Origin of the sequence: Pseudomonas sp. TH31 (genome assembly GCF_016650815.1) — a bacterium.
Taxonomy (GTDB): domain Bacteria; phylum Pseudomonadota; class Gammaproteobacteria; order Pseudomonadales; family Pseudomonadaceae; genus Aquipseudomonas.
This window is the reverse complement of sequence record NZ_JAEKEZ010000010.1, coordinates 560,957-579,995: the sequence shown is the minus strand read 5'-3', so window position 1 is coordinate 579,995 and position 19,039 is coordinate 560,957. Positions and strand designations below refer to the sequence as shown.

The following is a 19,039-nucleotide window of genomic DNA, read 5'->3' as shown; positions in this document are numbered from 1 at the left end:
ACAGCTCAATGGTTATCCCAGATCACAACCCATTTAAAAAAAGCCCCGTTCAGAGATTCTCTGATGGGGCTTTTTTGTTCGCAGCCGGTAAGTGCGATCAGCGGTTCAAAGGCAAATCACTAGCCGCCATTGTCACCCTCGACTTTACCAATAGAGGTAGTCACATCGGTCATATGTCGCCGGCCATCTACCTGGTAACTACGTTCGGTTTCCTCCCTGTCTGGTTTGCGCATCACTAGTTGCGCAGAGAGCCCATCCTTGACGCTGTAACCTCCAAACCAATCCATCATCCTCCCGATATAGCACTGGTCCCCAATGACAACAGGTATATCGCCGACAATTTCGAAGGAGTAATGACCGGGGCCATATCCGTAGTAGGCGCCGTCACCTTCCCCGGTCGGAGGAATGGGACACAGAGGTTTTTTCTGTTCGCCTACATCTTTTGCTTTGGTTTTGCTGACTTTGCCCACTGCCTGGGTGAGTGATTCAAGTAAGGCGTCGTCCAATGTAAGGCTGGAGCCGTTGGCTTCATCTTTTTGAATCTTGGGGATAGACAGTTGATAACGGTAATGAACCGTAACTGTGGGGACTGCAGCCGTGACTTCGAGAGGATTGAGAAGGTAAAGCTGATCAACACCGTAGTAGCTGTTTCGATAGGCCGCATAGACACGACCACGAATGTCTATCCAGTCGACAGATTGATTGGCCCCACGATCATTGAGGGATAGAAGAGCGCTGTCTGAACTCGATGCCGAGTCGAGAGTAGCTGTCCTTCTGACAAAAATACCTCCGACACGGTGATACGTTTCTACGTAAGAAAATAAGCCTGTACCACCTGCGTAGGTCTCGACAATCAGATCCCGCCGTCCATCGCCGTCAAGATCCATCAAGGTGTAAAAGCTATTGCCGGATTCGCTAGCCCCCTCAATTTTGGAGGCGGTGAGAGCCTTCCATTCCTCCTGCGTGACGCCAGGCGGTATTGTCTTTGGAAAGTGCGATTCGTCGTCGGGGCTGTCGCCATTCGTGACATCTGAAAATCGAGCAGTACCTGTTTTGATCGCAAGTGACTCAAGTGTTCGCTCCAGCGGAAATTCCGCCTCGGCGTTACTCGCTGCTTGTATGGCTTGGCGCAGATCTTCTGAGGCCAGCCTATCGACTTCCAGAGGCTTGTAGGCGATGGCTGCTCTCAATTGCTTTTGCAACGACTGAAGGCGCTCGCTGTAGCTCTGATCGAGGCATTCCTGATTGTCGACACATTGATCACGAGTTTTTAGCCAGATGCGCTGGGCTGTCCTTAGTTCAGGCTGTGCCTTGGGGGTAGCATTAACCAGCGCGCGATAAGCCCCTCCCATTTGCGTATCCAGTGCGTATAGCGCTGTGCTCGCGCAAATGGTTTTTTCAACGGCGCTTGCCGCTTTTGTACAGTCCATCCCAGTCGCCAATGCATGCTGAGTCGACAGCAGGGCACAAGCGGACAAAATGCATCGTCCTTTGGTGTACACAGTAATAAGACCTTGAGTTCATCGAGTAGGCGACCCTTGCAGTCTGTCGCCGTCCAAGTGTGCATCAAGGTCGACATTCGCGCAGCCAAATGCACGTTTTCACGCCCGTCGCTTCAAGGGAAGGCCACCACTGGCCGATAACCCGAAAGTCTCCTCGTGGGTTGATGCGAAAACGCTTGATAGCCTTTGGCCTCCAGCTATCATCTGCGCGCCAAGAAACAGTGAAGCCAAGCGGGTTGGTGTATTTGCCTTTGGGTTGTTCTTCTTAAATTGCCTGGAAATCTTCGATGCTGTCGTATCACCAAAAGAGTTTTCTGATCGTCGATGATTTCTCGGATTTCCGCAGCTCCGTCAGGTCCATGCTGCGGGAGCTGGGCATCAAGGATGTCGACACCGCTGATACCGGTGAACAGGCGCTGCGTATGTGTGCGCAGAAGTCCTACGATTTCATCCTGCAGGATTTTCATCTGGGCGATGGCAAGAAAAACGGTCAGCAGGTGCTTGAAGACCTGATGATCGAGAAGCTGATCAGCCATGAAAGTGTGTTCGTCATGGTCACCGCTGAAACCAGTCAGGCCATGGTGCTCAGCGCCCTGGAGCACGAGCCCGATGCTTACCTGACCAAGCCGTTCAACCGTTCGGGTCTAGCCCAGCGGCTGGAACGGCTGGTGCAGCGAAAGACCTTGCTCAAGCCGATCCTGCAGGCGCTTGACCGGGGTAAACCAGTCGAGGTGCTCAATGCCTGTATCGCCTTGTGCAAGCAGGACATCCGCTATTCGCCGCTATGCCTGCGTTATCGCGCCGATGCCTTGCGCGACCTGAACCAGAACGAAGCGCTGGAACGTCTTTACGATGGCATCATCGCGGATCGGCCTTTGCCATGGGCGTTTGCCGGGCTGGGCAAGTTGCTGTTCAAGCGCGGCCAGGTTGCCCAAGCCAAAGGCGTCTATGAAAAAGCGCTGAAAGTATTCCCGATGATGCCGGCGCTCTATGACGGCATGGCCGACGTGTTGGTCTCGCAAGGCGATACCAAAGGTGCCCAGCGCGTGTTGGAGGAAGCCATTCGCCTGTCGCCACTGGCGGTCCGCCGGCAAGCGTTGCTGGGTAAGTTGGCGATGGCCAACGAAGATTTTGACACCGCCTCTAAAGCCTATCGCCAGGCGGTGGCTCAAGGTGCCCAGTCCCGTTTCAAGGATGCCGAAAGCAACCTTGGCCTGGCCCATGCCTTGATCAGCAAGGGCAGCGAAAAGGGGCTGGACACCCGGACCCGGCTGGAAATCAACACGACCCTCAGTGCTGTGGCCAAGGAGAACCCCTCCGACCGGGCTTGCAGATTCGTGCACGGCTGATGAAGGCCACCAGCCTGCTGCTCAACGATGCCGAGACCGCCGAGAAGCTCACCGAACAAGCGATGATGCGCCTCGATGGCATGGAGCAATTCATGAGTGCCGAAGCGGCGCTGCTGGTGGCCAAGCAATTGCAAATGCTCGGGCAAGCCACCGCAGGCGCTTCGATGCTGAAAAACTGTGCGGAGATCTACGGTGACGACCCGACGGTGATGCAGGGCATCGCCAAATTGACCGACGACCCGACCATCCTCAATGCCGGCAACGCCGCCGCCGATCTCAACCGACAGGGCGTGCGGGTGTACAAGGCCGGCAACCTGGTGGAAGCACGGGACGTGTTCCGCAAAGCCCTTGCACTGCAACCGAAGAACATCAGTATTGCGCTGAACATGGCGCAGTCGCTGCTGCATGGCACTGACACCAACGTCCCTTCGGCAGAACTCGAGGAGTGCCGGGCCTGCCTGAAAACGGTCGGCCTGATGCCCGACACCGACACGCGTTTTCCCCGTTATCAGAAGCTGCGAAGCAAGGCGTTTGGCGAATGAACGACAGCGAACAGGCACTCGACTTCTCCACGGTAATTGCCTCCACCGTGCACGATATGAAGAACTCTCTGGCGATGCTGATGCAGGCTCACAGCCAATGGCTGGCGCGCTTGCCCGATCAGCAGCACACCAAGGAACAGGGCGTCATCGACTTCGAGTTCGCTCACCTCAACGGCATGTTGGTGCAGTTGCTGGGGCTCTATAAGCTCGGCGTCAACCAAATGCCATTGCAGCCGGCTTACCATGAGCTGGATGACTTTATTGAAGCGCAACTGGCCGCGCATCAGGAGGTGTTCGCCAGTCGCGGCATCATGGCGACCTACGACGTGGATCCGCTGAGCCCGTTGGGTTTTTTCGACCGGGAATTGGTTGCTTCGGTGCTGGCCAACAGCATCAACAACGCTATCCGTTACGCACGAGATGCGCTGTTGATCACGGTTAGCGACGAGGCCGGTCAACTGGTGGTGACCATCAACGATGATGGCGAAGGCTATCCGCTCGAGATGATCGAGCGACAGGACGATTACGTGCAGGGTATGAACCACAGCACCGGTAGCACGGGCCTGGGCCTTTACTTCGCCGGACGCATCGCCGCGCTGCATCAGCGCAACGGTGTTGGCGGATACACGCGAATCAGCAACGGCGGCCCACTGGGCGGTGGCGTCTTCAGTCTCTACTTGCCCTGATATACGTTCCTGTAGGAGCTGGCGAAGCCTGCGATCTTTTGACTTTTTACAGACAAGATCAAAAGATCGCAGGCTTCGCCAGCTCCTACCGGGGTGTGGGACGTCGGTTGTTTTTTCTTCGCCTGTGCTTGATATTCCGAACGGGCGGAGCCTATTTTGTACGGGTCGCCGTTCGCGGCTCGCACAATAACAAGGATTGCGTCATGACAACCGATGGCCAGCGTTCACTCGCTCAGCGATTGACGGGCATTGATGAGATTGAATGTGTCACGCCGGATTTGAACGGCGTACCCAGGGGCAAGGTAATGACCGCCGAAGGCTTCCTCGAAGGGCGGCGGTTGCAGATGGCGCGGGGTGTGCTGCTGCAATGCATCATGGGCGGATATCCGCCAGCGCGCTTTTACGGCTGCGATGATGGCGACCTGGCGCTGGTTGCGGATCCGGCGCAGATACACCGCTTGCCCTGGAGCAAGCAACCTCGGGCATTCGCCATTTGCGATGCGGATGAACTGAGCGGTGAGAATTCCCGCCTGTCGACCCGCGGCCAACTCAAAGCCGTTATCGCGCGTTACGCCGCGCAGGGCTTCGCGCCAGTGGTGGCGACCGAGCTCGAGTTTTTGTCTTCGCGCCCAACACCGACCCGACGCAACCGTTCCAGCCGCCCACTGGCCTGGACGGTCGTCGCGAGGACGGTCATTCGGCGTTCAGCGTCAGTTCCAATAACGGTTTGCGACCGTTCTTCAGTGAAGTCTACGAATGCATGGCCGCCCTTGGCTTGCCTCGCGACACCTTCATGCACGAGATGGGCGTCAGCCAGTTCGAGATCAACCTGCTGCACGGCGATCCGTTGCAGCTGGCTGACCAGACCTTTTTGTTCAAGCACCTGCTCAAGGAAGTTGCGCTCAAGCACGGCTTGACGGTGGTGTGCATGGCCAAGCCTTTGGCCCACACGCCGGGCAGTTCGATGCATATTCACCAGAGCATCGTCGAGATCGGCAGCGGGCTTAATGTGTTCAGCGATGAGGCTGGGCTGCCCACGGCGACCTTCCGTCATTTTATCGGTGGTCAGCAGGCCGGCATGGCCGACTTCACTGCGTTGTTCGCGCCGAACGTCAACTCCTACCAGCGCTTGTGCCACCCGTTTGCGTCCCCGAATAATGCCTGCTGGTCCCATGATAACCGGGCCGCGGGCCTGCGCATTCCGGCCAGTTCGCCGGTGGCCCGTCGGGTCGAGAACCGCTTGCCCGGCGCCGATGCCAACCCGTACCTGGCGATTGCCGCAAGCCTGGCCGCCGGGTTGCATGGCATCGAAAACGAACTGGAGCCGACCGAGGCGATCCAGGGTGAGTTCGTGGTGCCGGATAATCTTTCGTTGCCATGTACCTTGCACGCTGCCCTTGAACGTCTGAAACGTAGCCAATTGGCGAAGGAACTGTTCGGCAAGGAGTTCATCGAAGGCTACATCGCTTCGAAGTCCATGGAGTTGACCAGCTTCTTTGATGAAATTACTCCCTGGGAGCGGCGTGTTTTAGCCGCCCAGGCCTGACGACCCGTCGTCTTCGGGCTATCGTCCTCGATAGCCCGATACTCACTGCAAGGAGCCGCTCGGAACGCCGATGCGCCAAATCTGGAAATCCTTTCGAGCGCTGTATTTCGCCTCGCTGATGATGTTGATCGGTTCGGGCCTGTTGAGTACGTATCTGGGCTTGCGCCTGGCGGCTGACCATGTCGACAGCTTGTGGGTCGGTGCCTTGATGGCGGCTAACTATTTCGGCCTGGTGTTGGGCGGCAAGATCGGCCACCGGTTGATTGCCCGGGTCGGGCATATTCGAGCCTATGCCACGTGTGCCGGGATTGTCGGCGCGGCGGTATTGGGCCACGGCTTGATCAACTGGTTGCCCGCCTGGCTGTTTCTGCGGGTGATCGTCGGCCTGGGCATGATGTGCCAGTACATGGTCATCGAGAGCTGGCTCAATGAGCAGGCCGAAGCCAAGCAGCGCGGGTTGGTGTTCAGCGGCTACATGATTGCCTCGTACCTGGGGCTGGTGTTGGGGCAGCTGATTCTGGTCCTGCACCCGGAGCTTGGTCTGGAACTACTGATGCTGGTCGCTCTGTGCTTCGCGTTGTGCCTGGTGCCGGTGGCCCTGACCCGACGCATTCACCCGGCGCCTTTGCATCCGGCACCGATGGAGCCGCGGTTCTTCATCAAGCGCGTGCCGCAGTCGTTGAGCACGGTGTTGGGGGCCGGGTTGATCGTCGGTTCGTTCTACGGCCTGGCGCCGCTGTATGCCTCTCAGCAGGGGCTATCGACGGAGCAGGTCGGTCTGTTCATGGGTAGCTGCATTTTTGCCGGTCTGGTGGTGCAGTGGCCGTTGGGCTGGTTGTCCGATCGTTATGATCGGGCGTTGCTGATCCGCTGCTTCGCGTTGTGCCTGGCGGTTGCCGCGTTGCCGCTGGCGATCATGACCGAGGTGCCGCTGGAGGTGCTGTTCATCGCCGGGTTCCTTTGTTCGCTGGTACAGTTTTGCCTGTATCCGTTGGCGGTGGCGTTTTCCAATGACCACGTCGAGGGCGATCGTCGGGTGTCCCTGACGGCTATGTTGTTGGTGACCTACGGTGTCGGCGCCAGTATCGGGCCGCTGGTGGCCGGGGTGCTGATGAAACTGTTCGGCAGCCACATGCTGTACGCCTTCTTCAGCTTCTTTGCGCTGGTGCTGGTGTGGCGGATTCGTCCGAAAGCGGTGACCAACCTGCATCAGGTCGACGATGCGCCGCTGCATCACGTGGCCATGCCCGACAGCATGTCGAGCTCACCGCTGGTGGCTGCCCTGGACCCGCGTGTCGATGAGCAGGTGGTGCAGGATCAGATGCAGAATCCGGTCGATCCCGAACCGGACCCTGAGCCGAAACCTGAAACCGATCCGTCCCCGGACGAGCCGCATGACCCGGATACCGGCCGCGAACAAAGCTTTACCGAGGCCAGGCCTTAACATCCAGGCATAAAAAAACGGGCAGTCACCGCAAGGGACTGCCCGTTTTTTATTGGAGCGCGGTACTTACATGTCGTCTTTGTCGAAGCGGCGTGCTTCGCGCTGGAGCTGATAGACGAAGCGCTCGACCTGCCGTTGCACCAGGCCGCTCATGTTGTGAAAGCGGACACCGGCGAACGTGGTGGAGATTCTTTCTTCGAAGTGCAAGTAACGCAGTTCGACCGGTGCCGTCATGCTGCCAAAGGGCAGGGCGGCGATGAAACGGTCGTAGACCTGGCCCAGTTGCAGACTGGACGTGATATCGCCTTCGAAGCGCAGCTTGCAGCCTGTGGCAGAGATATCCAGCAACTTGCCGTTGATCGATGATTTGAGTTTTTCGCCGCCCAGTTCGACATTAACCAGTTGCGCCAGCTTCAACGCGGCGCGAAAGGCATTGCGACGCTGGTGGTAAACCACCTCGGTCGGCAGCGCACCACGGTAGCAACGACCACCACCGGCTTCGTCGATGGTCAACGGACCGTTGCTTTCCCAGGCAATGCGTACTCCGTCGTGGAAACCTTCGACCCGGTACGGTTCGCCGGCCAACAGGTAGCGTTCACCGTCACGGGGGATCATCTCGTCCAGGGCAATCATGTTGCTGTCACGATTGAGGTCCACCAGATAGCTCTGGAAGCGCTGGCTACGTTCGTGGAACGTGATGATCAGCGGATCATGGCTATCTTGCAGCTGGCGCAGGTTGCCGGAGATTTCCAGGGGTGTGGTGAGCACCTTGGGTGGCTGCGGAGCATCTTCCGCGCTTAAGGCATTGAACACGGTTCATCAATCTCCAGACAAAATATGACTACTAGCCGGCATTCTGCCAGCATGTTTCGCGTCTTGATAGGGCGTGCTCATTGGCGGGGCTCAAGCCTGACTGAGCGGGCGAGGCATCGCAAGCTTGGCGGTTGATCCGCGAGCATCATAGAGCGCTGGAGGTTCGCCACCGGTGAGGATTTTCAGCTGATTGGCCGTAGCGGCCTGCTGCATCAGGATCGACTGGCCATTCTTGACGTTGGCAACCTGGCATTGAGCCAGAAGATCGGTCAGCACATCGCTTTGTTCCAGCAACTGATCGCCAATGCTCGAATGGCTGGCGAGTTGCTCAAGACCGGCGCGAGTGAGGGGCAGGTTCAGGCTGGCGAGGATTTCGCTGCGCTTGCGGCCATGCTGTTCGAGCAAAATGATCAATGCCTGTTTTCCCGCCAGAATTTCTTCTAGCAGTGGCATGTCGCGACCGTGCAAGGCGAGGGACTCGGTTTGCAATAACTCCAGCAAGCGTTGAGCTGGAGCAAAGTCGTCGGTGATCAGTTGCAGTAAATTAGTGTCGTGCATGGCTGGCCTTGGGTTCTAAGCGTCCAAAAGCCTGCGCAGGCGGTGGCCTAGCGCTGGGCTTCGAAGTTGAGCAGTTTGCTGGCTACACGGTTGCTGTCGACTTTATAGCTGCCATCGGCAATCGCTGCTTTCAACTCGGCCACACGGGCATTGTCGACGGCAGGCTGATCGCGCAGCTTGTCAGTGACCTTTTGCAACTGTTGAGCCTCATTGCTGAGATGTACCGATTCCCCGCTTGTGACGGTACTGGCCTGTTCGGCCGGGGTAGTCAGCGGCGCGGATTTGCCGGCGTCGGCGGTTTCCTTGGCAACGCTGGTACGTGTACTGCCCGTAAGTGACGAGGAGCTGTTTAAACGGCTGAAATCGATGACCATGATCAAAAAACCTCTGGGTATTTGGACGCTTGCCATGTTTTCGGCTATTCCTGCGAAAACTTTAGGCTCATTTAAGCAATGAGCCGCATGCGCCAGCACTTATCCTGCATGGGGCACAGTTTAGGCAACAGCCAGTCGGCGCGCCATAGCTTCACAAAACACAGGGCCCTACATGGACACTTCTACTTGGCCAGGTGCAGTGACTTGCGCCTTGATGACTCGCATGGAATTGAGGTTTTTTACCCTTATCTGTTCCGCCAGGCCGCCATTGGAGAGCGCCTCGCCCGGCATGCGCACACTGAGCGTACCACTGCGTGCGGTAATCACCACCTGATCGCCTTTGCGCACGACTTCCGCCTGTTCGAGGTGGACCAGGGTGATGACCTGATCGGTGACCGTTGGTCGGGTAAGTTTCTGTCCGATGGCCTGGTCAACAGAAGTGAAATAACCCTGGTTGATCAGGCTGATGTCGCGCTCACGCAAAGCGACATCGCCAGGTTCGATGATGCCGGCGCGCCTGAGCGGGCGAGTGGTGGTGACGACCTCTCGAAACAGGCGCACTTGAGCGGGTACGAACACGGTCCAGGGGGAGCTGCCCTCGCAACGAACCTTGACTGTAACCCGGCCGATGGGGGTGGCCGGGCTCTCCAGAGAGGCTGTCAATTCCTTGTCGCACATGGGCATGCGCAGTCGCGGATCGAGCTGCTTGACCTCGATTTCGTAGCGACCTTCCGTTTGACTGGTGGCCAGATAGTCCTCTACGGTGAATTCAAGAAAGCCCTGAGTGACGCCGATAAGCATGTCAGGCAGGGTGACCGCATCAGCAACGGCAGGGCTGCCAGGGGTCAACAGGCAAGCAGCCGACATCACGCAAAGCAATTTGCGGTAGTTTGATGTCAGGCGTCGGGAAAATGTCGTTTGATCGTTCATACGGGTTAAAAAGCAAGCGCCGTGCCGTTTAGTGATGAATGTGCGTCGCAACACAACTTAGCGTTGGTGTAGGAGTCTGGGCATGGCTGGTGTAATGGATTCGGTAAACCAGCGCACGCAACTGGTAGGGCAGAATCGCCTGGAGCTGTTGTTGTTCCGTCTCGACGGCCAGCAACTCTACGGGATCAATGTGTTCAAGGTTCGTGAGGTGCTGCAATGCCCCAAACTGACTCTGATGCCCAAGTCCAGTCCCGTCGTGTGCGGTGTGGCAAGTATTCGTGGGGCAACCATTCCGATTCTGGACCTGGCGATGGCGACCGGTTCCGGCCGGTTGCTTGATCAAAGCAATCCCTTCGTGATCATCACGGAGTACAACACCAAGACTCAGGGTTTCCTGGTCCGGTCGGTAGAGCGCATCGTCAACATGAACTGGGAGGAGATTCATCCGCCACCCAAGGGCACTGGACGCGATCATTACCTCACGGCTGTGACTCGGGTCGACAATCAGTTAGTCGAAATCATCGATGTCGAGAAAATCCTGGCGGAGGTTGCGCCGACACCGGAAGCGATTTCGGTGGGGGTGGTCGATGTCGAAACCCAGCACAAGGCCTTGTCCTTGCGGGTGCTGACGGTCGATGACTCGTCGGTGGCGCGCAAGCAGGTGACCCGTTGCCTGCAAACGATCGGTGTCGAAGTGGTGGCGTTGAACGACGGTCGGCAAGCGCTGGATTACTTGCGCAAGCTGGTCGACGAGGGCAAGAAGCCGGAAGAAGAGTTCCTGATGATGATCTCCGACATCGAGATGCCGGAGATGGACGGGTACACCCTGACGGCGGAGATCCGCGGCGACCCTCGCATGCAAAAGCTTCATATCATCCTGCATACTTCGTTGTCGGGTGTGTTCAATCAGGCGATGGTCAAGAAAGTCGGTGCCGATGACTTCCTTGCCAAGTTCCGTCCTGATGACCTGGCATCCCGGGTAGTCGACCGGATCAAAGCAGCAGACATCAGCTAGGGGCCTTTTGCCCCTGGCGGTCAACACGATTTAAGAGGCGGTATCTTTGTCTACGGGTAATTTGGATTTCGAACAGTTCCGGGTATTCCTGGAAAAAGCCTGTGGCATTTTGCTCGGTGAAAACAAGCAGTACCTGGTCTCGAGCCGTCTCAACAAACTGATGGAGCTGCAGGGCATCAAGTCCCTGGGTGAGCTGGTTCAGCGCATCCAGACCCAGCCGCGCAGTGGTTTGCGCGAAATGGTGGTGGATGCCATGACGACTAACGAAACCCTGTGGTTTCGTGACACCTATCCGTTTGAAGTCTTGAAGAACAAGGTGCTGCCCGAAGCAATCAAGGCTGCTCCCGGTCAACGTCTGCGCATCTGGTCGGCGGCTTGCTCGTCGGGTCAGGAACCGTATTCGCTGTCGATGTCCATCGACGAGTTCGAACGGGTCAACTTGGGCCAGTTGAAGATGGGCGTGCAGATTGTCGCCACCGATTTGTCCGGCACCATGCTGACCAACTGCAAGACTGGTGAATACGACAGCCTGGCGATCGGTCGCGGTCTGTCACCCGAGCGCCTGCAGCGTTACTTCGACCCTAAAGGGCCGGGGCGCTGGGCAATCAAGGCGCCGATCAAGAGTCGGGTGGAGTTTCGCTCGTTCAACCTGCTTGACAGCTACGCAGCGCTGGGCAAGTTCGACATCGTGTTCTGCCGCAACGTGCTGATCTACTTCTCCGCCGAGGTGAAGAAAGACATCCTGTTGCGCATTCACAGCACGTTGAAGCCGGGTGGTTACTTGTTCCTCGGTGCTTCCGAAGCGCTGAACGGTTTGCCGGACCATTACCAAATGGTCCAGTGCAGTCCGGGGATCATTTACCAGGCGAAGTGATGCAAAAACGGCAGGCATAAAAAATGGGAGTCCTCAGGGCTCCCTTTTATGCCTGCCGCTTTTGCATCACGTAGGCGCTGCCGAAGGCTGCGATCTTTTGATCTTGATCTTGAAAACCAGGATCAAAAGATCGCAGCCTTCGGCAGCTCCACAGGGGGACGGGGGATTGGGGAACGCGGCAGAAAAGCGGAAGCCGGGCAGGCATAAAAACGGGAGTCCTCAAGGGCGCCCTTTTTTATGCCTGCCGCTTTTGCATCACGTAGGCGCTGCCGAAGGCTGCGATCTTTTGATCTTGATCTTAAAAACCAGGATCAAAAGATCGCAGCCTTCGGCAGCTCCTACAGGGGGGACGGGGGATTGGGGAGCGCGGCAGAAAAGCGGAAGCCGGGCAGGCATAAAAACGGGAGTCCTCAAGGGCGCCCTTTTTTATGCCTGCCGCTTTTGCATCACGTAGGCGCTGTCGAAGGCTGCGATCTTTTGATCTTGATCTTAAAAACCAGGATCAAAAGATCGCAGCCTTCGGCAGCTCCTACAGGGGTGACGCGGGATTGGGGAGCGCGGCAGAAAAGCGGAAGCCGGGCAGGCATAAAAACGGGAGTCCTCAAGCGCGCCCTTTTTTATGCCTGCCGCTTTTGCATCACGTAGGCGCTGCCGAAGGCTGCGATTTTTTGATCTTGATCTTAAAAACCAGGATCAAAAGATCGCAGCCTTCGGCAGCTCCTACAGAGGTGACGGGGGATTGGGGAGCGCGGCAGAAAAGCGGAAGCCGGGCAGGCATAAAAACGGGAGTCCTCAAGGGCGCCCTTTTTTATGCCTGCCGCTTTTGCATCACGTAGGCGCTGCCGAAGGCTGCGATCTTTTGATCTTGATCTTAAAAACCAGGATCAAAAGATCGCAGCCTTCGGCAGCTCCTGCAGAGGTGACGGGGGATTGGGGAGCGCGGCAGAAAAGCGGAAGCCGGGCAGGCATAAAAACGGGAGTCCTCAAGGGCGCCCTTTTTTATGCCTGCCGCTTTGCATCACGTAGGCGCTGCCGAAGGCTGCGATCTTTTGATCTTGATCTTAAAAACCAGGATCAAAAGATCGCAGCCTTCGGCAGCTCCTACAGGGGCGGCGTGCGATTGGGGAAAGCGGCAGAAAAGCGGCAGGCGGCGGAAACCGGTTGCCGCTTTTCTGGCATTGCCGTCTTGCCGATGCCCGCAAAGGCCCGGTTTACGGGCTTTTTTTATTGGCACGCCGCTTGCTATGTTCACGTTACGAAAAATCAGGTCACCCGAAGGTTTCCCGACATGAGCATCAGCTTCGATAAAGCGCTCGGTATCCACGAACAAGCCCTGGGCTTCCGCGCTCAGCGTGCCGAAGTCCTGGCCAACAACATTGCCAACGCCGACACCCCGAACTACAAGGCTCGGGACCTGGATTTCTCCAAGGTGCTTGCCGCACAGAACGAGAAAACCAAGAACGGCACTTTCGCCTTGAACATGACCAACAGCCGTCATATCGAAGCCGAAGGCCTGGGCAATGGCGACGAGTCGCTGCTGTATCGCACGCCGATGCAACCGTCGATCGACCAGAACACCGTGGACGCTCAGCTGGAACAGTCCAATTACGCGGAAAACGCGGTGGGCTTCCAGGCCAGCTTCACCCTGCTCAACAGCAAATTCAAAGGGCTGGTTTCAGCCCTGCGTGGAGAGTAAGTCATGTCACTTGCCAGTGTTTTCAACATTGCCGGTAGCGGCATGAGTGCCCAGACCACTCGCCTGAACACCGTTGCCTCGAACATCGCCAACGCCGAAACCGTCTCGTCGAGCATCGACCAGACCTATCGCGCCCGTCACCCGGTGTTCGCCACCATGTTCCAGGGCGGCCAGAGCGGCGGCAGCGATTCGCTGTTCCAGAGCCAGGACGCCGCCGGTCAGGGCGTGCAAGTGCTGGGCGTGGTCGAAGACCAGAGCAACCTTGAAGCGCGCTACGAGCCGAACCATCCGGCTGCCGACGCCAAGGGTTACGTCTACTACCCGAACGTCAACGTCGTCGAAGAAATGGCTGACATGATTTCCGCGAGCCGTTCGTTCCAGACCAACGCCGAAATGATGAATACCGCCAAAACCATGATGCAGAAGGTCCTGACCCTCGGTCAGTGATAAGGGGCGACTCAGATGAGTGTTACCGATACCACCAGCAGCCTCAGCATGACCGACATTCTTGCGAACTCGTCCGTCAAGGCGCCGACTTCCACCACCGGTGGCATTGACTCCGCGACCGCCGCCGCAACCGGCGGCCAGACCCTGGGCAAGGACGCGTTCCTGCAATTGCTGGTGACCCAGCTGAAAAACCAGAACCCGCTGGACCCGCAGGACAACAGTGCGTTCGTCGCCCAGTTGGCCCAGTTCAGCAGCCTGGAAGGCATCACCACGCTCAACAGTACCGTCAGCTCGATTGCCAGCAACTACAACTCTTCGCAAGCGTTGCAGGCGTCGTCCCTGGTAGGCCGTTCAGTGATCGTGCAGACCAACAGCCTCCAGGTCGATGATCCGACCAAAGTGGTTAACGGTTCGGTGAACCTGACTTCGTCCATCGCCAGCGGTACGGTGACCATTACCGACAGCACTGGCAAGGCAGTCAGAACCATTGATCTGGGCACCCGCGCAGCAGGGAGTGCAGCCTTCACCTGGGACGGCAAGGACTCGAGCGGCGCCACGGTCGCTGCCGGTACTTACACCGTCAAGGCGAGTGCGCCGATCAACGGTACCGCAACCGATCTGGCGGTATACCTGCCGGCTACCGTCAACAGCGTGACCCTGAGCCAGACCGGAGGGGAGCTGACGCTCAACCTCGCAGGCCTGGGCCCGGTCGCCCTGTCCAAAGTTCAAACCATTGGTATATAGAGCCGACTAACCGGCACAAAGGAGTGGAATATGTCTTTCAATATCGGCCTTAGCGGTCTCTATGCAGCCAACAAACAACTGGATGTCACCGGTAACAACATCGCCAACGTTGCGACCACCGGTTTCAAATCCTCCCGTACCGAGTTCGCAGACGTCTACTCGGCGACCAAACTCGGCAACGGCAGCAAAGTGGTCGGTAGCGGCGTCAGCCTGGCCAACGTTTCCCAGCAGTTCACCCAGGGTGACATCAACAACACCGGTAACGTGCTGGACATGGGTATCAACGGTTCGGGCTTCTTTACCCTGAGCAACAACGGTTCGACGTCCTACACTCGTGCCGGTACGTTCGAGGTCGACAAGAATGGTTTCATTACCAATACCGATGGAACAGCCCGTTTGCAGGGTTACGGTGCCGACGCCAACGGCAAGATCATCAATGGTGTGTTGACCGACCTGAAAATCGACACTTCGAACCTGGCGCCGAAGTCCAGCTCGTTGGTGACTTCGACCATCAACTTGAACTCCACAGTGCCGGTTATTGACGACACCCAGGCGGCCAACAAGTTTGACCCGACGAACACCGCGACTTACGCCAACCCGGGCTCGTTCAGCACCCCGGTCTATGACAGCCAGGGCAACCAGCACGCCATGACTCAGTACATGGTGAAGACTGGCTCCAACACCTGGAAGGTCTACACGCTGGTAGACGGTCGCAACCCGGATGCCACCGGCAGCGATCAAAAACCACCCCGCCAGTTGCCTCTACGCTGACGTTCGACTCTTCCGGCAAGCTGACTCAAGTCAGCACTCCCAACCCTGCCGGTGGCGCTCCGATCATCAGCAGTGACCTGAAGATGGCTGGCTGGGTACCAGGTACTGTCACCAATGGTGTCTGGGCTGCCAACGGCGCGGCCGCCAACCCGGCAGGCATTACCATCTCGATGGCTCTGACCACCCAGTACAACGCCGACACCGCGCGCTCGATCCCGACGCAGGACGGATACGCCACTGGCCAGATCACCGACCTGTCCATCGACGGCACTGGCACCTTGTTCGCTAACTTCAGCAACAACCAGAGCAAGGCCATCGGCCAGGTTGCACTGGCCAGTTTCACCAACGAGCAGGGCCTGCAAGCGATTGGCGGTACCAGCTGGAAAGAGACCTTCGCCTCGGGTATCCCGGGCTACGATGCTCCGGGAACCGGAACGCTGGGTGCTATCCAGTCCAACTCCCTGGAAGAGTCCAACGTCAACCTGACCAACGAACTGGTCAACCTGATCAAGGCGCAGAGCAACTACCAGGCGAACGCCAAGACCATCTCGACCCAGAGCACCATCATGCAGACCATCATTCAGATGACCTGATGCTGGTTGGGTTGTAGTGCTTCACCAGGAGCCCCTCGCAAGAGGGGCTTTTTTGTGCCTGACAGATCAAGATCAAAAGATCGCAGCCTTCGGCAGCTCCTACATTGGAATGCATCCCCCCGTAGGAGCTGCCGAAGGCTGCGATCTTTGATCTTAAAGAAGGGGCAAAGAAAACCCCCGACCAGTAGAGAACTAATCGGGGGTTTCAAGTAAGCGCCGTTAAGCGCTTACCGGCTCAGCTTATTGGCAAGCTTCGCAATCAGGCTCGTCAATCGCGCAGGCCTTAGGCACTGGCGCCGGACCGGCAGGAGCGGCCAGGACCGAGTCATCACCGTGGTTGCCGCCGCTGGAAACAGCGTTCAGCTTGCCGGTGTTGATGGTCGACTTCTCGGTGCTGGTCGCGGCCAGGGCGCGGAGGTAGTAAGTGGTTTTCAGGCCACGGTACCAAGCCATGCGGTAGGTCACGTCCAGTTTCTTGCCCGAAGCGCCAGCGATGTACAGGTTCAGCGATTGAGCCTGGTCGATCCACTTCTGACGACGGCTTGCCGCGTCAACGATCCACTTGGTGTCCACTTCGAAGGCCGTCGCGTAGAGCTCTTTGAGTTCTTGCGGGATGCGCTCGATTTGTTGAACCGAACCGTCGTAGTACTTCAGGTCGTTGATCATGACCGAGTCCCACAGGCCGCGAGCCTTGAGGTCGCGAACCAGGTACGGGTTGATCACGGTGAATTCGCCCGACAGGTTCGATTTCACATAGAGGTTCTGGTAGGTCGGTTCGATCGACTGCGAGACGCCAGTGATGTTGGCGATGGTGGCGGTCGGTGCGATGGCCATGATATTGGAGTTACGAATGCCTTTCTGTACACGGGCACGAACCGGTGCCCAGTCCAGGGATTCGTTCAGGTCCACGTCGATGTACTTCTGGCCACGTTGCTCGATCAGGATCTGTTGCGAATCCAGCGGCAGGATGCCTTTGGACCACAGCGAACCCTGGAACGTCTCGTAGGCGCCGCGCTCGTCGGCCAGGTCGCAGGAAGCCTGGATCGCGTAGTAGCTGACCGCTTCCATGGACTTGTCGGCGAATTCGACGGCAGCGTCGGAACCGTAAGGAATGTGCTGCAGGTACAGCGCATCCTGGAAGCCCATGATGCCCAGACCGACCGGACGGTGCTTGAAGTTGGAGTTCTTCGCTTGTGGCACCGAGTAGTAGTTGATGTCGATAACGTTATCGAGCATGCGAACAGCGGTGTTCACGGTGCGTTCCAGCTTGGCGGTGTCCAGCTTGCCGTTGGTGATGTGGTTCGGCAGGTTGATCGAGCCCAGGTTGCAAACGGCGATCTCGTCCTTGTTGGTGTTCAAGGTGATCTCGGTGCACAGATTCGAGCTGTGGACCACGCCCACGTGCTGCTGCGGGCTGCGCAGGTTGCACGGGTCTTTGAAGGTCAGCCATGGGTGGCCGGTTTCAAACAGCATGGACAACATTTTGCGCCACAGGTCTTTGGCCTGGATGGTCTTGAACAGCTTGATCTTGCCCGGGTACTCGGACAGCGCTTCGTAGTACTCGTAGCGCTCTTCGAAGGCCTTGCCGGTCAGGTCGTGCAGATCCGGAACTTCGGACGGCGAGAACAGGGTCCACTTGCCGTCATCGAAGACGCGCTTCATGAACAGGTCAGGGATCCAGTTGGCAGTGTTCATGTCGTGGGTACGACGACGATCATCACCGGTGTTCTTGCGCAGTTCGATGAACTCTTCGATGTCCATGTGCCAGGTTTCCAGGTAGGCACAGACAGCGCCTTTGCGCTTGCCACCCTGGTTAACGGCTACGGCGGTGTCGTTCACCACTTTCAGGAACGGAACAACGCCCTGGGATTTGCCGTTGGTGCCCTTGATGTACGAACCCAAGGCACGAACCGGCGTCCAGTCGTTGCCCAGGCCGCCAGCGAATTTGGACAACATGGCGTTGTCGTGGATCGCGTGGTAGATGCCCGACAGGTCATCCGGCACGGTGGTCAGGTAGCAGCTTGACAGCTGTGGACGCAGGGTACCGGCGTTGAACAGGGTAGGGGTCGAGGACATGTAGTCGAAGGACGACAACAGGTTGTAGAACTCGATCGCACGGTCTTCCTTGTTCTTCTCTTCGATCGCCAGGCCCATGGCCACGCGCATGAAGAAGATCTGCGGCAGTTCGAAACGGATACCATCCTTGTGGATGAAGTAACGGTCGTACAGGGTTTGCAGGCCCAGGTACGTGAACTGCTGATCGCGCTCGTGGTTGATCGCCTTGCCGAGTTTTTCCAGGTCGAAGGTAGCGAGGACCGGGTTCAGCAGTTCGAATTCAATACCCTTGGCGATGTACGAAGGCAGGGCCTTGGCGTACAGGTCGACCATTTCGTGGTGGGTCGCGCTTTCAGCCACTTCCAGGAAGCTCAGGCCTTCGGCACGCAGGGTGTCCATCAACAGGCGAGCAGTCACGAACGAGTAGTTCGGCTCACGCTCAACCAGGGTACGGGCGGTCATCACCAGAGCGGTGTTGACGTCGGTCAGGGCCACGCCGTCGTACAGGTTTTTCAGGGTTTCGCGCTGGATCAGGTCGCCGTCGACTTCTTCCAGGCCTTCGCACGCTTCGGTGACGATAGTGTTCAGGCGGCCCATGTCCAGTGGAGCAAAGGTGCCATCGGCGCGGGTGATGCGAATCGACGGGTGAGCGTTGACGGCTTCTTCGCTCGGCGCGTGGGCAGCGCGTTCTTTCGAGCGACCGTCACGGTAGATCACGTAGTCGCGGGCCACTTTCTGCTCGCCGGCACGCATCAGGGCCAGTTCAACCTGGTCCTGGATTTCTTCAATGTGGATAGTGCCGCCAGAAGGCATGCGACGCTTGAAGGTCGCGGTGACTTGTTCGGTCAGGCGGGCAACGGTGTCGTGGATTCGCGACGAGGCAGCAGCAGTGCCGCCCTCAACTGCGAGAAACGCTTTGGTGATGGCGACGGTGATTTTGTCATCGGTGTAAGGAACGACAGTGCCGTTACGCTTGATCACGCGCAGTTGGCCAGGCGCGGTAGCGGACAGATCCGAATTCGAATCAGCGGCCTGCGGCAAGGTGCCCTGCGGGTTCTCGCGAGTTGTGTCGGTTTGCATGGGTGTCTCCACGTTCTCTA

At 57.8% G+C, this 19,039-nt stretch carries 15 protein-coding genes and 3 pseudogenes; 10 read left to right on the top strand and 8 right to left on the bottom strand.

Going from position 1 to position 19,039, the window contains the following annotated elements:
- Nucleotides 1–119: 119 nt before the first annotated feature.
- A complete protein-coding gene (locus JFV26_RS09305) occupies nucleotides 120–1,430 on the bottom strand; it encodes a lysozyme inhibitor LprI family protein (RefSeq protein WP_207203876.1) in 1,311 nt (436 codons plus the stop codon).
- A gap of 359 nt (nucleotides 1,431–1,789) precedes the next feature.
- Between JFV26_RS09305 and JFV26_RS09300 the strand changes: the two are divergent.
- Nucleotides 1,790–3,393: pseudogene (locus JFV26_RS09300) on the top strand (response regulator).
- Entirely contained in the window at nucleotides 3,390–4,079 is a 690-nt protein-coding gene (locus tag JFV26_RS09295; RefSeq protein WP_201191675.1) for a sensor histidine kinase, read from the top strand. The pseudogene JFV26_RS09300 and the gene JFV26_RS09295 overlap by 4 nt, the downstream one beginning before the upstream one ends.
- A 224-nt stretch (nucleotides 4,080–4,303) precedes the next feature.
- Here the strand turns inward: JFV26_RS09295 and JFV26_RS09290 are convergent, their stop codons facing one another.
- On the bottom strand, nucleotides 4,304–4,627 hold the full coding sequence (locus tag JFV26_RS09290; RefSeq protein ID WP_201191672.1) for a hypothetical protein: 324 nt from the start codon (nucleotides 4,625–4,627) through the stop codon (nucleotides 4,304–4,306).
- Between the two features lie 47 nt (nucleotides 4,628–4,674).
- On the opposite strand from JFV26_RS09290, the pseudogene JFV26_RS09285 reads away from it, so the two are divergent.
- Both JFV26_RS09285 and JFV26_RS09280 read left to right on the top strand, forming a co-directional pair.
- A pseudogene (locus tag JFV26_RS09285) lies at nucleotides 4,675–5,625 on the top strand (glutamine synthetase family protein); the annotation flags it as partial.
- Between the two features lie 70 nt (nucleotides 5,626–5,695).
- Nucleotides 5,696–7,069: an MFS transporter gene (locus tag JFV26_RS09280; RefSeq protein ID WP_201191670.1), complete on the top strand. Its 1,374-nt coding sequence runs from the start codon at nucleotides 5,696–5,698 to the stop codon at nucleotides 7,067–7,069.
- A 66-nt stretch (nucleotides 7,070–7,135) separates the two neighbouring features.
- Here the strand turns inward: JFV26_RS09280 and JFV26_RS09275 are convergent, their stop codons facing one another.
- From JFV26_RS09275 to flgA, 4 genes are all read right to left on the bottom strand, one after another.
- Nucleotides 7,136–7,882 (bottom strand): flagellar brake protein, encoded by a 747-nt coding sequence (locus tag JFV26_RS09275; RefSeq protein WP_201191668.1) that lies wholly within the window; start codon nucleotides 7,880–7,882, stop codon nucleotides 7,136–7,138.
- 90 nt (nucleotides 7,883–7,972) lie between these two features.
- Nucleotides 7,973–8,440, bottom strand: a complete 468-nt coding sequence (locus JFV26_RS09270) for a flagella synthesis protein FlgN (RefSeq protein ID WP_201191666.1) — start codon at nucleotides 8,438–8,440, stop codon at nucleotides 7,973–7,975.
- 47 nt (nucleotides 8,441–8,487) lie between these two features.
- Entirely contained in the window at nucleotides 8,488–8,814 is a 327-nt protein-coding gene (flgM, locus tag JFV26_RS09265) for a flagellar biosynthesis anti-sigma factor FlgM (protein ID WP_201191664.1), read from the bottom strand.
- A gap of 168 nt (nucleotides 8,815–8,982) precedes the next feature.
- A complete protein-coding gene (gene flgA, locus JFV26_RS09260; protein WP_201191662.1) occupies nucleotides 8,983–9,744 on the bottom strand; it encodes a flagellar basal body P-ring formation chaperone FlgA in 762 nt (253 codons plus the stop codon).
- Nucleotides 9,745–9,826: 82 nt separating this feature from the next.
- On the opposite strand from flgA, the gene JFV26_RS09255 reads away from it, so the two are divergent.
- Together JFV26_RS09255 and cheR are read left to right on the top strand one after the other, a co-directional pair.
- Nucleotides 9,827–10,759, top strand: coding sequence for a chemotaxis protein CheV (locus tag JFV26_RS09255; protein ID WP_201191660.1), 933 nt, complete (start codon nucleotides 9,827–9,829; stop codon nucleotides 10,757–10,759).
- A gap of 46 nt (nucleotides 10,760–10,805) precedes the next feature.
- A complete protein-coding gene (cheR, locus tag JFV26_RS09250; RefSeq protein WP_201191658.1) occupies nucleotides 10,806–11,633 on the top strand; it encodes a protein-glutamate O-methyltransferase CheR in 828 nt (275 codons plus the stop codon).
- 1,018 nt (nucleotides 11,634–12,651) lie between these two features.
- Here cheR and JFV26_RS09245 read toward each other — a convergent pair.
- Nucleotides 12,652–12,957, bottom strand: a complete 306-nt coding sequence (locus tag JFV26_RS09245) for a hypothetical protein (RefSeq protein WP_201191656.1) — start codon at nucleotides 12,955–12,957, stop codon at nucleotides 12,652–12,654.
- Here JFV26_RS09245 and flgB point away from each other — a divergent pair.
- From flgB to flgE, 4 genes and pseudogenes are all read left to right on the top strand, one after another.
- Complete coding sequence (gene flgB, locus JFV26_RS09240) at nucleotides 12,922–13,329, top strand: flagellar basal body rod protein FlgB (RefSeq protein WP_201191654.1); 408 nt, start codon at nucleotides 12,922–12,924, stop codon at nucleotides 13,327–13,329. The two genes, JFV26_RS09245 and flgB, sit on opposite strands and share 36 nt — an antisense overlap.
- Before the next feature lie 3 nt (nucleotides 13,330–13,332).
- Nucleotides 13,333–13,776, top strand: coding sequence for a flagellar basal body rod protein FlgC (flgC, locus tag JFV26_RS09235; protein WP_133840425.1), 444 nt, complete (start codon nucleotides 13,333–13,335; stop codon nucleotides 13,774–13,776).
- Nucleotides 13,777–13,791: 15 nt separating this feature from the next.
- Entirely contained in the window at nucleotides 13,792–14,520 is a 729-nt protein-coding gene (flgD, locus tag JFV26_RS09230; RefSeq protein WP_201191652.1) for a flagellar hook assembly protein FlgD, read from the top strand.
- 30 nt (nucleotides 14,521–14,550) lie between these two features.
- Nucleotides 14,551–15,884 (top strand): annotated as a pseudogene (gene flgE / locus JFV26_RS09225) (flagellar hook protein FlgE).
- Nucleotides 15,885–16,124: 240 nt separating this feature from the next.
- Here the strand turns inward: flgE and JFV26_RS09220 are convergent.
- Nucleotides 16,125–19,019: a ribonucleoside-diphosphate reductase subunit alpha gene (locus JFV26_RS09220; protein ID WP_201191650.1), complete on the bottom strand. Its 2,895-nt coding sequence runs from the start codon at nucleotides 19,017–19,019 to the stop codon at nucleotides 16,125–16,127.
- Nucleotides 19,020–19,039: the final 20 nt, after the last annotated feature.

Bases quoted from the DNA above. Each gene is read 5' to 3' on its own strand.
- JFV26_RS09305 (WP_207203876.1), bottom strand. From the start codon at position 1,430: ATGGACTGTACAAAAGCGGCAAGCGCCGTTGAAAAAACCATTTGCGCG.
- JFV26_RS09295 (WP_201191675.1), top strand. From the start codon at position 3,390: ATGAACGACAGCGAACAGGCACTCGACTTCTCCACGGTAATTGCCTCC.
- JFV26_RS09280 (WP_201191670.1), top strand. From the start codon at position 5,696: ATGCGCCAAATCTGGAAATCCTTTCGAGCGCTGTATTTCGCCTCGCTG.
- JFV26_RS09270 (WP_201191666.1), bottom strand. From the start codon at position 8,440: ATGCACGACACTAATTTACTGCAACTGATCACCGACGACTTTGCTCCA.
- flgM (WP_201191664.1), bottom strand. From the start codon at position 8,814: ATGGTCATCGATTTCAGCCGTTTAAACAGCTCCTCGTCACTTACGGGC.
- flgA (WP_201191662.1), bottom strand. From the start codon at position 9,744: ATGAACGATCAAACGACATTTTCCCGACGCCTGACATCAAACTACCGC.
- JFV26_RS09255 (WP_201191660.1), top strand. From the start codon at position 9,827: ATGGCTGGTGTAATGGATTCGGTAAACCAGCGCACGCAACTGGTAGGG.
- flgB (WP_201191654.1), top strand. From the start codon at position 12,922: ATGAGCATCAGCTTCGATAAAGCGCTCGGTATCCACGAACAAGCCCTG.
- flgC (WP_133840425.1), top strand. From the start codon at position 13,333: ATGTCACTTGCCAGTGTTTTCAACATTGCCGGTAGCGGCATGAGTGCC.
- flgD (WP_201191652.1), top strand. From the start codon at position 13,792: ATGAGTGTTACCGATACCACCAGCAGCCTCAGCATGACCGACATTCTT.
- JFV26_RS09220 (WP_201191650.1), bottom strand. From the start codon at position 19,019: ATGCAAACCGACACAACTCGCGAGAACCCGCAGGGCACCTTGCCGCAG.